A 14,386-nucleotide genomic window follows, 5' to 3' on the forward strand; every position below is an offset into this window, starting at 1 on the left:
TGGAACTTAGATTTATAAAAAATTGAAACTCGATACGATTCTGCTGATTCTTGGTTTGCCGCTGCGCTGTTCCGCAGCGTTTTACCGAACTACTGTGCGTCTTCCTGCTTAGTGCGAGTCATGCGCCTGGCCGAGATACACCAGCGTCAGCATCATGAAAATAAACGCCTGCAGCAGCACGATCAGAATGTGGAAGATCGCCCAGACCGTTCCTGCAACCACGTGGCCCAGGAAGCCGAGGACAGAAGCGTCCGCGCCGAAGTGCCACATGCTGCCGAGCAGGGCGATCAGCAGGAACAACAGTTCGCCTGCGTACATGTTGCCGAACAGCCGCATGCCGAGGGAAACCGTCTTGGCGACGAACTCGATGATGTTGAGTGCAAGGTTCGGAATCCACAGCAACGGATGCGCGCCGAACGGAGCCGACAGCAGTTCATGCACGAAGCCGCCTGCGCCCTTGATCTTGAAGTTGTAGTAAATCATCAGTACGAACACGCCGATCGCGATACCCAGCGTGCCGTTCAGGTCGGCCGTCGGAACCACGCGCATATGCGGGAACGTTTCGGTCAGGCCGAGCCAGCCGATCACGCGCGTAGGCAGGTCCACCGGGATGAAGTCGAGCGAGTTCATGAGCGCGACCCACACGAAAACCGTGAGCGCGAGCGGTGCGATGAAGCGGCGATTGCCGTGGATCATCGACTTGGACTGGTCTTCGACCATCTCGACCAGCATCTCGATGGCGCACTGGAAACGTCCCGGTACGCCAGACGTAGCCTTGCGTGCTGCCAGACCGAGAATGATGATCGTGACGATGCCGCAGAGAATCGACCAGAACAGCGTGTCGAGATTCCAGACGTGGATATCGAAAATCGACGTCTGCGACGAAGTGGAGAGATTCTGCAAATGGTGCGCGATGTACTCCGACGGATCCATCGCGTGCGTTCCTTCGCTAGCTGCCATAACTTTAAAGCCACCCAAATTGTCGAAAATCTTCCGCCGCCCGTGTGATCCTCGAACCGCCATTCATGGGCGATCAGCAGGGCACGGACCCGCGTGCAGGAGATGATGCATTCCGCACGTATTAATCTGCTCTATTGCTGCTAGTAAGTCACTTACCTGGCACGTCATGGTCGTCAGTCGCGCAACGCTCCGCGCCTCTACTTCCACGCCATTGCAATCCAGTACGTCTTTAATGCGATCAGGTACGTCACCAGCAGCGGTATCCAAAGAACGCCTTTGAATCCGTAGGCAATGCCGACGAACATCGCAATCGTCGCGCCCATCTTCATGGCTTCGCCGATCACCCAGCTCGCGATGGTCTCAGCGCCGCTTTTTGCCTTCAGCCGTGCTGCGAACAACGCGCTCGGCACCCAGCAAATGGCGCCCCCGAGGAACGCCGATAACGCCACATCTCCCGGCACAGCAGTACCCGGCGGGCTGTAAAACAGCCACCAGACCAACGTCGCAACCAGGGACAAAACCATTTGCGCCGCCACGACCTTAAACGGCGTGACACGCGATGACCGACTCACCTCGGGACCAAACAGCGTCTCCGCCTCTGCCCGCGTCAGCGGAACAGTATTGTTATCTTTCGCTTCAGCGTCCCACGAATCATCGAAAGGATGATTCGACGTCTGGCGTTCCTGACCCGGAGAAACGGCTGTGGGATTCGAACCGGCTGGACCTCGGCTAGTCAAATCTGCGGCAGGGCCTGAAACGTGCCCGACTTTTCCGCCTTCCGGCGCTCGATCCTGCTCTCGCACCGCCATCACACATCTCACTAAAGTCAGTCACAACCGGCGCATTAACCGTCAGTTTGCCGCTGGATTCAGCAACATCTTACGCCGCGCTTTCGGTGTCGCTAAGCTGTTAAATCCGGGCGATTGTAAGCGATTGTTGTCACGGATTCAATAGCTTAGGGTCATCAAAAAACAACCGGCGACGCCTTAAAAAGACGTCTCAAATCAGAGATTTCGCTTGTACCGACAACGACCGTCGGCACGACTGAAAGGTAGTACGCCATGCCGAGTTTTTAAGGCTATACGAGCCACGCGCCGACGGCGCCTGCGACGATCCAGAATAGGATCGAGATGAGATGGAATGGACCCCACATGCCGCGTTCGCCCGATAAACGCACCGCGATCAGATTCGCGAGCGAACCGATCGCGATGCCAAATCCGCCGACGCTCACGCCGAATGCCAACGCGCGCCAGTCCTTCGAGAACTCGGCGAGCATGATCGCGGCGGGCACGTTGCTGATCCCCTGCGATAACACCGCGCCAGCGGCGTAGGCTTTAAGCGGCGTATCGAGGCCGAGACTTGCGATTGCGTGATGAACCCACGGAAGCGCAGCCACGCTGCGCAGCACGATGAACATCAGCACGAAGATCAGCAGCAGCAACCAGTCGATTTTCAGCACGACTTGACGACGCCACAAAAGAAACCCGATTGCAACGGCGGCGAGGCCCGGGCCGGCGTGATGGGCATCGGCGAGAACAACGAACGCCACGAAAGCAACGCCCGCAACCGCGCACAAGGGGATATCGATTCCGTGGGCTTCTTTATCGGCGGAAAGATCCAGCGGCCGGTTGCGAAACATCACGGCGGCGAGCGCGTACAGCATGACCATGAGCGCCGCGCACAGCGGCAGCAGCGCCGACACGAATGCGCCAAATGAAACGCCGCTCGTTTGCCAGAGAAACAGGTTTTGGGGATTGCCGAGCGGCGTCAGGATCGAGCCGGCGTTCACCGCGATCGCGATGAAAATGATCAGGCGCTTGATAGGAAGCGGTGCGAGTTTATGCAGCGACAACGTCAGCGGAACGACGGCGAAGAGCGCGACATCGTTGGTGAGTAAGGTCGAGAGCGCTGCGGCCAGGCCGATAAGCAGGAAAGCCAGCCCGCGCTCGCCATGTATCCGATGCACGACGCGGTGCGCCATCCACATCAAAAACCCCGAAAGCTCGACGGCTTTCGTGAGCATCAGCAAACCGGCGAGCGTCAACACGGTCTGCCAGTCGATCAACGCCGGCAACTGCGCCCAAGGCTTCGGATGCAGAACCTGAAGCGCGATCAACGCCACGACGAGGATGGCCAGGACGGGCTCCTTGGCAACGGACGCCCACGCTTTTGCTGCCAAATTCAGCCGCGCTGGCTTGGCTTCCGCCGGCAAACTCACGGCTTACGCCTGCGTGGCGGACGCGCTGTCCGTAGCCGGCGCTTTGTCAGTTACGACGCCCGTGCGCAAGCGGCCCAGGATGCCTTCAAGTGCATCGAGATCGCCGAAATCGATCTGCAGCTTGCCGCGCCCGCGTCCGCCCATCTTGATTTTGACGTTCGCTGACAACAGGTCCGACAATTCTTCTTCGAGACGGCGTGTATCGCGGCCGCCATCGTTAGCGACGCGCGCTTTCGTGGCAGGCGTCTCTTTCGTCGTCGATGAAACCAGCTTCTCGGTTTCACGCACCGACATGCGCTTGTTCACGACTTGGTTCGCGAGCTGGATCTGCGTGGCGGCATCGACGGCGAGAAGCGCGCGCGCGTGGCCCATGTCGAGGTCACCGGCGAGCAGCATGGTTTGAACCGGCGTCGCGAGGTTCAGCAAACGCAGCAAATTCGACACCGCGCTACGCGAACGCCCAACCGACTCGGCAGCCTGTTCGTGCGTGAAGTTGAAATCATCGAGCAAACGCTGGATGCCCTGCGCCTCTTCCAGCGGGTTCAGATCTTCGCGCTGAATGTTCTCGATCAGCGCCATTGCCGCGGCGGCCTGATCTGGCACGTTTTTCACGAGCACCGGGACTTCCTCGAGGCCAGCCAGCTTCGCCGCGCGGAATCGTCTTTCACCCGCGATGATTTCATACCGGTCATCGCCAATGGAACGCACGAGAATTGGCTGCATCACGCCCTGCGAGCGAATGCTCGACGCAAGTTCCTGCAGCGCGCCCTCGTCCATGCGGGTACGCGGCTGATACTTGCCGGCCTGCATGGAATCGAGGCGCAGCACGCTCGGCAATCCCTCGCTGCGCACGGCTTCCGTAATGTCCGAACTACCGCCCAGCAGAGCTTCGAGCCCGCGCCCAAGACCCTTCTTCTTCATTGTCGCGTTCATCTTGCTTCCTCGTTCTGCCATCTTGCCAATCCGTCCATTAAAGCGCGCGCACGCGCTCGATCATTTCAGTGCCGAACTGGATATACGCCTGCGCGCCGCGCGACGCCCGATCGAACACGACACCTGGCAGTCCATAGCTCGGCGCTTCGGCCAGACGGACGTTTCGCGGAATGACCACATCGAAAAGTTTGTCGCCGAAATGCTGTTTCAGTTGATCCGATACCTGTTGTTGCAACGTGATCCGCGGATCGAACATTACCCGCAACAATCCGATGACCTTCAAGTCGCGGTTCAGATTTGCGTGAACCTGCTTGATGGTGTTGACCAGGTCCGACAACCCTTCGAGCGCAAAGTATTCGCATTGCATCGGGATGACGACGCCATGCGCGGCGCACAAACCGTTGAGCGTCAGCAAGGACAAAGCCGGCGGGCAATCGATCAGGATAAAGTCGTAATCAGCTTCGACTTCAGCCAACGCGTGGCGCAGCACACGCTCGCGGTTTTCGACGCCAACCAGTTCGACTTCCGCACCCGCCAGTTCGCGATTTGCGGGCAGAACATCGTATTTGACGGCATCGGTGCGTGTCCGGGCTTCCCGCACGGTCACGCCGTTCACCAGCACTTCGTAGACTGTGTTTTCCACGGCGGCTTTGTCGATACCGCTTCCCATGGTGGCGTTACCTTGCGGATCGAGGTCGATCAACAAAACCCGTTGATCGAGCGCCGCGAGGCTAGCTGCAAGGTTGACCGCCGTGGTGGTCTTTCCAACGCCGCCCTTCTGATTCGCGACGCAGAAGATCTTCGCCATCGTGATATGTCCCTTCTTTTCGGGCCGGATTTCAGGCGCGCTTGAGATGTCGACAACAGTGTTCAATGTTGGGCCGCTCCGATTTCAATTTCGATCAGGTGGCGCTCGGCGTCGAGCATGGGCACGCGCAGGCGTTGAATACAATGGACTTTGGCATCGGCTGGAAGGCGCTCGATTTCGCCGTCGGGCCGGATGCCTTTCATCGCCCAGATGCGACCGTCGGCAGCAACCAGATGACGCGCAAGTGTAACGAAGTCGGAGAGCTCTGCGAACGCGCGCGACACGATTACATCGAAAAGACCGGGGACTTCGACTCCAGGACGGATATTTTCCACGCGCCCAGTCACCACCGACAGATTGTTGAGTCCGAGTTGCAGCTTGGCTTGCGATTGGAACGCAGTTTTTTTGTGGACGATATCGTTCAGCGTGACTTGCCAGTCGGGAAGCACGATCGCCATCACGATGCCCGGCAATCCACCGCCCGAACCAACGTCCAACGCCGTCTGCGGCGAACCGCGTTGCGTGATGTGCGGAATGATCGCGAGCGAATCTAGAATGTGCTGAATCAGCATCTGGCGCGGATCGCGGATAGCAGTGAGGTTGTACACCGCGTTCCATTTGCCGAGCAGCACCACGTAATCGAGCAGCTTCTGGCGTTGCGCTGCAGTGACACTGATTGCAAGCTGTTCGATACCTTCGTTTAAAAGCGTGCTGAGCCCGGCTTCGCCGGTGTCTCGATTCATCACGACAACGAGCGAGCGTCGCCGCGCCCTGCCCTATTGTTTCCCGTGGAATCATCGCGCCGTCCGAACGTGCGTTTCAAATGCACCATCAGCAGAGAAATGGTCGCCGGCGTGATGCCAGAAATCCGCGATGCCTGACCAATCGTCTCTGGCCGATGTTGGATCAGCTTTTGACGCGCCTCGAATGAAAGCCCACGGACTTCGGCATAGTCAAAGTCTTCTGGAAGGCGCGTGTTTTCATGTGATCCGTTGCGCTCGATCTCGTCGGCCTGGCGATCGATATACCCCTGATACTTCACTGCGATCTCGATTTGCTCTTCGATCTGACCGAGGAGGATTGGGTCTTCGGCTAACGGGGTTTCCGGACCGGAAGTGTTTCCACGCAGCGAACACACGTCCGCATACGAGACACCCGGACGACGCAACAACTCTGCAAGGCTGTACTCGTGATCGATGGCTTTGCCAAGCAAAGCCGTGGCTTCATCCACGGGCAATGTCTTTGGCGTAACCCATGTCGTCTTCAGGCGCTGTGTTTCACGTGAAACAGCATCGCGCTTGGCATTGAAAACATTCCAGCGACGGTCATCGACAACACCAAGCGTCCGGCCAATCTCCGTCAAACGCATATCAGCATTGTCTTCCCGCAGCGAAAGGCGATACTCTGCGCGGCTTGTAAACATACGATAAGGCTCGGACACGCCTTGCGTCACGAGGTCATCGACCAGCACGCCAAGATACGCCTCGTCGCGACGCGGGCACCATGCGTCGCGACCGCTAACCTGCAAAGCTGCGTTCATGCCCGCCAACAAACCCTGCGCGCCAGCTTCTTCATAGCCTGTCGTGCCGTTGATTTGCCCGGCGAAAAACAAGCCGCCTATCACCTTCGTTTCCAGCGATGCCTTCAGCCCACGCGGATCGAAGTAATCGTACTCAATGGCGTAACCCGGACGCAGGATATGCGCGTGTTCGAGGCCTTTCATCGAGCGAACGAGCTCAAGCTGCACGTCGAACGGCAAGCTTGTCGAAATTCCATTTGGATAGAACTCGTTTGTCGTCAACCCTTCGGGTTCGAGGAAGATCTGATGAGAATCCTTCGATGCAAACCGGTGAATCTTGTCCTCGATCGATGGGCAATATCGCGGACCGACGCCTTCAATTACACCTGTGTACATTGGCGAACGGTCGAGTCCGGAACGAATGATGTCGTGCGTACGTTCGTTGGTATGCGTTACCCAGCAAGGAACTTGGCGCGGATGCTGTTCCACCCGACCGAGGAACGAAAATACCGGAATCGGATCGAGATCGCCCGGTTGTTCTTCGAGCTTCGAATAATCGATCGTGCGGCCGTCGATACGCGGCGGCGTTCCCGTCTTCAACCGTCCTTGCGGGAGCTTGAGTTCCTTCAAGCGCGCAGATAACGAAACGGCGGCGGGATCGCCTGCCCGTCCGCCCTTGTAGTTGTTCAGTCCCACGTGGATCTTTCCATCGAGGAAAGTACCGGCCGTCAGCACCACCGCTTTCGCCCGAAACCTCACGCCAACTTGGGTCACAGCGCCGACAACGCGGTCGCCTTCGACCAGCAGATCCTCGACCGCTTGCTGGAACAGCCATAGATTTGGCTGATTCTCCAACCGATGCCGGATCGCTTGCTTGTACAGAATTCGATCGGCCTGCGCCCGTGTTGCGCGAACGGCTGGGCCTTTCGACGAATTCAATATCCGGAACTGAATGCCCGCCTCATCTGTTGCTGCGGCCATTGCGCCGCCCAGCGCATCAATTTCCTTGACCAGATGGCCTTTACCGATCCCGCCAATCGACGGATTGCAGCTCATCTGGCCGAGCGTTTCGATGTTATGAGTGAGCAAAAGCGTGCTCGCGCCCATTCGGGCCGAGGCCAATGCGGCTTCAGTTCCAGCGTGACCGCCGCCAACGACGATCACATCGAATTCAGTTGGATAAAGCATGGATTCCCGCGCGAGGTGGCGGACCTTCGAAAGAGATATCGAAGAATTATACCGGTTAGCTTTTGCTGCGATTCGGCCCTGAATCGTATCGGCGAAAAAAATGGCGTGTTTCACGTGGAACACGCCACCTATCCAATACGCGCAGAGAGATTAGGCCGCTTTCTTTGCCAAACCCAAGTAGGTCTCGATCACTTTAGGATCGTGAGCCAACGCGGTCGCCTCACCTTCCATTGCGAATTCACCAGTTTCCAGTACGTATCCATAATCGGAGATTTGAAGCGCGGCGCGTGCATTTTGCTCGATCAGCAAGGTTGCCACCCCCGTCTGACGGAGCGCGCTGATGATGTGGAAAATCTCCTTCACTATCAGCGGCGCCAACCCAAGACTGGGTTCATCGAGCATAAGCAGATCGGGCTTGCCCATCAGCGCGCGCCCAACTGCGAGCATTTGCCGTTCGCCGCCAGACAACGTTCCAGCTGCCTGTTTGCGCCTTTCCTTTAGTCGTGGGAACAGATCGAATACGTGATCGAGTTGATCGAGGTAGTTACGCTCGCCCGCCCGCTTCCGGCGGTACGCTCCCAGCACGAGATTGTCTTCAACCGTCATGCTGGCAAAGAGTTCGCGCTTCTCTGGGACCAGACACATTCCACGTGAAACACGTTTTTCGATGGCAAGCCCGGCAACATCTTCACCACGATAAAGAACCGTGCCGCTGGCGTAACCCGTCGATGGCAACGCACCCATGATTGCGTTGAGCAACGTTGACTTACCGGCGCCATTCGGTCCGATCACCGAAACGATCTGCCCAGCGCCGACGGTGAGCTTTCCATCGTGCAGCGCTTCGACTTTGCCGTATCGGACGGAAAGCGCTTTTACTTCGAGAATTGCGTCGGCCATTAATCCACTCCGCCCAAATAAGCTTCCAATACCGCTGGGTCCTTCTGTACGTCCTGCGGCAAACCTTCCGCGATTCGCGTGCCGAATTCCATCACTACGAGACGATCAGTCAGTTTCATCACAAAATCCATATCGTGCTCAACAAGCAAGACGCTCATACCCTCGCCTTTCAATCGACGCAGAAGCTCAGCCAGTTGCTGCTTCTCCTGATAGCGCAAACCGGCCGCCGGTTCATCGAGCAATAGCAAATTCGGATCGCAACATAAGGCGCGTGCAATTTCCAGAATCCGTTGCTGACCAAGCGCCAGGCTTCCGGCTTCATCGTAGAGATGCTTTTCCAGGCCAACCCGTTTGATCTGCTTCGCCGCTTCGGCCATTAGCCGCGCCTCCTCCGCAGCGTTCAACCGGACCACGCTGCGCCACACGCCCGTCTTTCCCCGCAAATGCGCACCGATCGCAACGTTCTCCAAAACCGTCATGCCTGATAGCAATCTCACATGTTGAAACGTGCGCCCGATGCCCCGTTTCACGATTTCACGTGAAGTCAGGGTATCGATGCGTTCGCCCTGGAACGTAATCGATCCGCTCGTGGCTTGCAGCACACCGGTTACAAGATTAAATGTCGTCGATTTCCCGGCGCCGTTCGGCCCGATCAAACCGATGATCTCGCCTGCCTTCACCTGAAAACTGACATCGTTGACGGCGACGAGGCCACCGAACTGCTTGCGCGCTTTATCGACGATAAGCAGCGCCTCGCCCGCCACTGGCCTTGCGCGTTGAGGCAAAGCATCGGCGTGATCAGGAACGCGGGCGCGCGGACCGCTGGGAAATAGCCGCGCCACGAACGGCCACACGCCTTGCCGCGCATATTGCAGCAACAAAACCATCAACACGCCGAACACGATGATCTCGAAGTTTCCGTTCGATCCCAGCAGTTTCGGCAGCAACGTCTGCAAATAGTCCTGCAGAACGGTGAGGATCGTCGCGCCCAAAACCGCACCCCAGACGTGCGATACGCCACCCACTACGGCCATGAACAGGAATTCAATGCCGTGATTCAGGCCGAACGGAGTCGGGTTCACCGCGCGCTGCAAATGCGCATAGAGAAAACCGGAGATGGCCGCGAGCACCGCGGCATAGACGAAGATCACCACGCGCATCCATGCCGTGTTCACGCCCATGGCTTCGGCCATCGTGCCACCGCCGCGCAACGCGCGTATGGCCCGACCCGGCCGGCTATTGAGCAGGTTTTGAACCGATACAACCGCCAGCAGCACCACGACCCAGATCAGGTAATAGATCGATCGACCCGATTCGAGATGCCAGCCGAACAGGTTGAGGATGGGAATCCCGTTGATGCCATCGTACTTGCCGAGAAATTCCAGATTGCCGAACAAGAAGAACAGCGACAAACCCCACGCAATGGTTCCAAGCGGCAAGAAATGTCCGGAGAGCCGCATGGTCACCATGCCGAGCAGCAACGCGATCAACGCCGTCAACACCACGCCCACGATCAACGCCAGCCACGGCGAGACACCGAACTGCGTGGTGAGATAGGCCGTCGAGTACGCGCCTACTCCCACGAACGCGGCCTGCCCGAAGCTCGTCATGCCGCCAATGCCGGTCAGCAACACGAGCCCGATAGCCACAATCGAATACAAGCCGATGTAATTCAGCAGCGTAATCCAATACTCAGGCATGCGAATCGGCTGCGGCAAAACAGGCAACGCAAACACCAGCACCAGGAACACGACGAACACTTTTTTCTGCATCAGGAATTTCATCGTGTCACTCCTCCTCTTCATCCGAATGCGGGCTTGCGAGACTCCGCCACAACAGCACCGGAATGATCAGCGTGAACACGATCACCTCTTTATAAGCGCTCGCCCAGAACGACGAATACGATTCCAGCAATCCGACCAGCAGCGACCCGGCCGCCGCGAGCGGATAACTGACCAGGCCGCCCACGATCGCGCCCACGAATCCCTTCAGGCCGATAAGAAACCCCGAGTCGTAATAGATGGTCGTGATCGGCGCGACGAGGATGCCGCAGAGCGCGCCCAGGCCGGCTGCGAGCGTAAAGGCAAGCCGTCCAGCCTGCGTTGTGCCGATGCCCACCAGACGCGCGCCAAGCCGGTTCACGGAGGTTGCGCGCAACGCTTTGCCGGAGATGGTTTTATCGAAGTAAAAGTACAGCGCGACGATCAGCACGACCGCCGTAGCGACCACCCAGATGCTCTGCCCGGAGATGGAAACGCTGCCGAGGTTGAAGGTGGCATCGGAGAAAGCGGTCGTGCGCGATCCTTCCGCGCCGAACATGACGAGGCCCAGGCCGACCATCGCGAAATGCACGGCGACCGCCACGATCAACAGCAACAACGTGCTGGCTTCAGCGATCGGCTCATACGCCAGCCGATACACAAACGGTCCCATCGGAATCACGATCAGCAAGGTCAATGCGATTTGCGCCAGCATGGGCAACGGCTGGGCCGCGACGCTGCGCGTGAGCGCATATACGGCGACCGGAAACAGCACATATTTGCCCGCCAGAATCGCAAGCGTCCGCGCGATCTGCCGGTGCCGGGAAGGATGCCGCGCGATCCCCGCAATCTCCGCTACAAAGCATCCCAACCCCATCGCGATAAGCAGCCAGCACGTCGCCGGCAGCTTCTGCGTTTGCAGCGCGGCGAGTGTCAACGCGCCGTACGCCACGAACTCGCCTTGCGGGATGAAGATGACACGCGTCACCGAAAACACCAGGACCAGCGCGAGCGCGAGCAACGCGTAGATTGCGCCTGTGGTGATGCCGTCTTGCGCGAGGATCGCCGCAATCGATAAGTCCATACTTCCTCTTTGAGAACATTCTGAAAAATGGGCCACCGGAATGCCGGCCACCGGATTGCCGGCCACTGGCTCGACCCATCGAAACGTAAAAACTCCGGAACGCTAACGCGCCAAATTACGGCCGCGCTAGCCTTCGACAAGGTCAGTCGTTCTGCACTTTCCACTTGCCATCGACGATCTGCACCATCACGCGCGCGCGATTGTCGAGGCCGTTGTGATCGGCGGGCGTGGTGTTCATCACGCCATGCGCGAGCGGCAAGTCCTTGAGGTTTTCAAGCGCGTTGCGCAGCGCCACGCGGAACGCCTCAGTGCCGGGTTGAGCGGTCTTGAGCGCTTCGCCAATGGCCCGTTGAAGCATCTGTCCAGCGTCCCATGAGTGGCCGCCAAACGTCGATACCGAACCCACGCCATAAGCCTTCTCATACGCCGCCTTGTACGCGAGCGCGGACTTCTTCACGGGATTGCTATCCGGTAACTGATCAGCCACGAGAATGGGACCGGCTGGCAGCAATTCGCCATCGCAATCCTTGCCGCAAACGCGCAGGAAGTCGTTGTTCGCCACGCCGTGCGTCTGATAAACCTTGCCCTTGTAGCCGCGCTCCTTCAGCGCCTTTGCCGGCAAAGCCGATGGCGTTCCCGCGCCCGCGATCAACACCGCATCCGGATTCGCGCTCAGCGTCTTGAGCACCTGACCCGTGACGGAAGTATCGGTGCGCGCGAAACGCTCGTTCGCGACGATCTTCAATTTATGCGCGGCCGCGGCGGTGTTGAACACGCTATACCAGCCGTCACCATAAGCATCCGCGAAGCCGATGAAACCCACCGTCTTCACGCCATGCTTCTCCATATAGTCGGCGATGGCATCGGCCATCAAGCTATCGTTTTGCGGCGTCTTGAATGCCCACGTGCGCTTGGCGTCCATCGGCGAAATGATTGCAGCCGATGCCGCCATGGAGATCATCGGCGTCTTGCTCTGGCTCGCGGGATCGAGCATGGCGAGCGAGTTCGGCGTGACCGTGGAACCGACGATGGCATCGACATGATCTTCATCGATCAGCTTGCGCGTGTTTTGCACGGCGCGGCTGGTATCCGATCCGTCATCGAGAACGATGTACTCCACCGATTTGCCGCCAATCTCCTTCGGCCACAACGCGACGGTGTTTTTCTCCGGAATGCCAAGCGATGCCGCCGGCCCCGTCGCCGATAACGTCACGCCAATCTTCACCTGCGCCGCCGCCCCAGTCGCGCCCAACGCGAGCGCAACGCCGAGCACTGCGCACGTGAGCTGCCCTTTGATCATTTTCATTGCATCGTCTCCAGACGCTATGCCGTCGCGCACGCCGTGTGCGTTCGGGCGAGTTGTTATAAATCGTTGAGCGATCTTTGGCTCATTGCCGCTCAATCCACAAAAAAAGGCGCGTTCGAAGCAACGCGCCTTTGATCGGTTCTTATAGTCGTGTTGGCTACCGTCAGTCTTTGACGAGCTTCCACTGACCACCGACGATCTCAACCATCACGCGCGCGCGTTGATCGAGTCCCGAGTGATCGGCTTCGCTCATGTTGAAGATACCGTGCGATCCAGCCAGATCCTTCGTGCTTTCTATAGCCGCGCGCAATGCTTCGCGGAAGGCTTGCGAACCCGGCTGCCCCGCTTTCAACGCAATAGGAATGGCCCGCTGCAACAACAGCCCGGCGTCCCACGCATGACCACCGAACGTGGATACAGAACCTGCGCCATAAGCGCCTTCATAAGCCTGCTTATAAGTCAGCGCGGACTTCTTGACGGGATTCGAATCGGGCAATTGCGATGCAACCAGCAAAGGCCCCGCCGGCAGGAACGTGCCCTCGCAATCCTTGCCGCACACACGCAGGAAGTCGTTGTTCGCCACGCCGTGCGTCTGATAAATCTTGCCCTTGTAGCCCCGCTCTTTCAGCGTTTTTTGCGGCAACGCGGCCGGCGTACCCGCGCCTGCGATCAACACCGCGTCCGGGTTCTGCGACATCGCCTTCAAAACCTGTCCTGTCACCGATGCGTCGTTACGAGCGAACCGCTCATTCGCCACGACCTTGATCTTGGCGAGATCGGCGGCCTTGGTGAACTCCTTGAACCAGCTTTCGCCATACGCGTCGCTAAAACCAATGAACGCTACCGATTTAACACCATGATTGGACATATGCGTGGCAATTGCCGTCGCCATCAATATGTCGTTCTGCGGCGTCTTGAATACCCAGGCGCGCTTTGCATCCATGGGTTCCACGATGGTCGCGGCAGCTGCCATCGATATCATTGGCGTGCTCGTTTCCGATGCAACGTCGATCATGGCCAGCGAATTAGGCACTACGGTAGAACCAATCAAAGCATCGACATGATCTTCACTTGTCAGCTTGCGTGCGTTCTTTACGGCTTGCGTGGAATCCGTGGCGTCATCGAGCACGATGTACTGCATCTTCTGCCCGGCGATCTCTTTCGGCAGTAATGCGATGGTGTTCTTTTCCGGAATTCCCAGCGATGCAGCCGGGCCGGTTGCGGACAGCGTCACCCCGATTTTTACGTCTGCGAAAGCTTGCGTGCTGATAGCTGCGGATGCGCTCGCGGCGAATAACGCCGCCGAGATCCAGCGTAAAGCCAACTTCATTGATATACCCCGTAATGTGATTATTCACTGCCCGCGATTTTACGGTTTTTATATCCCGACCACGCGGTCGGTTAATGCGAGTGTAGCGGACTGAGGCCGCATGGGGCAAGGGTTTTGAAGGGTTTGACGATTGCAAACGTGTGCTCTACCACGCTATAGAAAATGCGCGGGAAAACCCGAATGAAATCGAATGAATAAATGGAGAAACCGAGAATGGCTTCGGGCGAAAGACAAGTCGATATAAACGCGAAGCACAAATAAAAAGCGCTGTTGGAATCATCCAACAGCGCTTTCGGTCGGGCACTTGATGCCTCGTTGTCTCCTCGTTCTCCACCTCAAAAATTCGGGTGCTGCAGAACTGAAACGGATATTAGATTGCGCAA

At 58.0% G+C, this 14,386-nt stretch carries 12 protein-coding genes; all 12 read right to left on the reverse strand.

Going from position 1 to position 14,386, the window contains the following annotated elements; all coding sequences use genetic code 11:
* Nucleotides 1–108 precede the first annotated feature (108 nt).
* On the reverse strand, nucleotides 109–960 hold the full coding sequence (gene atpB / locus ASG35_RS10485; RefSeq protein WP_056356291.1) for a F0F1 ATP synthase subunit A: 852 nt from the start codon (nucleotides 958–960) through the stop codon (nucleotides 109–111).
* A 197-nt stretch (nucleotides 961–1,157) separates the two neighbouring features.
* Nucleotides 1,158–1,769 carry an ATP synthase subunit I gene (locus ASG35_RS10490; protein WP_056356293.1) on the reverse strand — a complete coding sequence of 204 codons (612 nt, stop codon included), beginning with the start codon at nucleotides 1,767–1,769 and terminating at the stop codon, nucleotides 1,158–1,160.
* Nucleotides 1,770–2,038: 269 nt separating this feature from the next.
* A complete protein-coding gene (locus ASG35_RS10495) occupies nucleotides 2,039–3,145 on the reverse strand; it encodes an SLC13 family permease (protein WP_056356339.1) in 1,107 nt (368 codons plus the stop codon).
* A gap of 36 nt (nucleotides 3,146–3,181) precedes the next feature.
* On the reverse strand, nucleotides 3,182–4,111 hold the full coding sequence (locus ASG35_RS10500; RefSeq protein WP_056356341.1) for a ParB/RepB/Spo0J family partition protein: 930 nt from the start codon (nucleotides 4,109–4,111) through the stop codon (nucleotides 3,182–3,184).
* Between the two features lie 37 nt (nucleotides 4,112–4,148).
* Nucleotides 4,149–4,919 carry a ParA family protein gene (locus tag ASG35_RS10505; protein WP_056356343.1) on the reverse strand — a complete coding sequence of 257 codons (771 nt, stop codon included), beginning with the start codon at nucleotides 4,917–4,919 and terminating at the stop codon, nucleotides 4,149–4,151.
* Nucleotides 4,920–4,981: 62 nt separating this feature from the next.
* Entirely contained in the window at nucleotides 4,982–5,662 is a 681-nt protein-coding gene (gene rsmG, locus ASG35_RS10510) for a 16S rRNA (guanine(527)-N(7))-methyltransferase RsmG (RefSeq protein ID WP_056356295.1), read from the reverse strand.
* Complete coding sequence (gene mnmG / locus ASG35_RS10515; protein WP_056356297.1) at nucleotides 5,662–7,626, reverse strand: tRNA uridine-5-carboxymethylaminomethyl(34) synthesis enzyme MnmG; 1,965 nt, start codon at nucleotides 7,624–7,626, stop codon at nucleotides 5,662–5,664. Before mnmG ends, rsmG begins: the two co-directional genes overlap by 1 nt.
* A 150-nt stretch (nucleotides 7,627–7,776) precedes the next feature.
* Nucleotides 7,777–8,523 carry an ABC transporter ATP-binding protein gene (locus ASG35_RS10520; RefSeq protein ID WP_056356300.1) on the reverse strand — a complete coding sequence of 249 codons (747 nt, stop codon included), beginning with the start codon at nucleotides 8,521–8,523 and terminating at the stop codon, nucleotides 7,777–7,779.
* Nucleotides 8,523–10,307 carry a branched-chain amino acid ABC transporter ATP-binding protein/permease gene (locus ASG35_RS10525; protein WP_056356301.1) on the reverse strand — a complete coding sequence of 595 codons (1,785 nt, stop codon included), beginning with the start codon at nucleotides 10,305–10,307 and terminating at the stop codon, nucleotides 8,523–8,525. The genes ASG35_RS10520 and ASG35_RS10525 overlap by 1 nt, the downstream gene beginning before the upstream one ends.
* Before the next feature lie 4 nt (nucleotides 10,308–10,311).
* Nucleotides 10,312–11,367: a branched-chain amino acid ABC transporter permease gene (locus ASG35_RS10530; protein WP_056356303.1), complete on the reverse strand. Its 1,056-nt coding sequence runs from the start codon at nucleotides 11,365–11,367 to the stop codon at nucleotides 10,312–10,314.
* A 142-nt stretch (nucleotides 11,368–11,509) separates the two neighbouring features.
* Complete coding sequence (locus ASG35_RS10535; RefSeq protein ID WP_156393095.1) at nucleotides 11,510–12,667, reverse strand: ABC transporter substrate-binding protein; 1,158 nt, start codon at nucleotides 12,665–12,667, stop codon at nucleotides 11,510–11,512.
* 169 nt (nucleotides 12,668–12,836) lie between these two features.
* Entirely contained in the window at nucleotides 12,837–14,003 is a 1,167-nt protein-coding gene (locus ASG35_RS10540; protein WP_056356306.1) for an ABC transporter substrate-binding protein, read from the reverse strand.
* Nucleotides 14,004–14,386 lie beyond the last annotated feature (383 nt).

The sequence above is a fragment of the Burkholderia sp. Leaf177 genome, from assembly GCF_001424345.1.
Classification (GTDB): domain Bacteria; phylum Pseudomonadota; class Gammaproteobacteria; order Burkholderiales; family Burkholderiaceae; genus Caballeronia.

What these genes read in the sequence shown, in the direction of transcription:
- atpB (WP_056356291.1), bottom strand. Translation starts at nt 960, where the DNA reads ATGGCAGCTAGCGAAGGAACGCACGCGATGGATCCGTCGGAGTACATC.
- ASG35_RS10490 (WP_056356293.1), bottom strand. Translation starts at nt 1,769, where the DNA reads ATGGCGGTGCGAGAGCAGGATCGAGCGCCGGAAGGCGGAAAAGTCGGG.
- ASG35_RS10500 (WP_056356341.1), bottom strand. Translation starts at nt 4,111, where the DNA reads ATGAACGCGACAATGAAGAAGAAGGGTCTTGGGCGCGGGCTCGAAGCT.
- ASG35_RS10505 (WP_056356343.1), bottom strand. Translation starts at nt 4,919, where the DNA reads ATGGCGAAGATCTTCTGCGTCGCGAATCAGAAGGGCGGCGTTGGAAAG.
- rsmG (WP_056356295.1), bottom strand. Translation starts at nt 5,662, where the DNA reads ATGAATCGAGACACCGGCGAAGCCGGGCTCAGCACGCTTTTAAACGAA.
- mnmG (WP_056356297.1), bottom strand. Translation starts at nt 7,626, where the DNA reads ATGCTTTATCCAACTGAATTCGATGTGATCGTCGTTGGCGGCGGTCAC.
- ASG35_RS10520 (WP_056356300.1), bottom strand. Translation starts at nt 8,523, where the DNA reads ATGGCCGACGCAATTCTCGAAGTAAAAGCGCTTTCCGTCCGATACGGC.
- ASG35_RS10525 (WP_056356301.1), bottom strand. Translation starts at nt 10,307, where the DNA reads ATGAAATTCCTGATGCAGAAAAAAGTGTTCGTCGTGTTCCTGGTGCTG.
- ASG35_RS10530 (WP_056356303.1), bottom strand. Translation starts at nt 11,367, where the DNA reads ATGGACTTATCGATTGCGGCGATCCTCGCGCAAGACGGCATCACCACA.
- ASG35_RS10535 (WP_156393095.1), bottom strand. Translation starts at nt 12,667, where the DNA reads ATGATCAAAGGGCAGCTCACGTGCGCAGTGCTCGGCGTTGCGCTCGCG.
- ASG35_RS10540 (WP_056356306.1), bottom strand. Translation starts at nt 14,003, where the DNA reads ATGAAGTTGGCTTTACGCTGGATCTCGGCGGCGTTATTCGCCGCGAGC.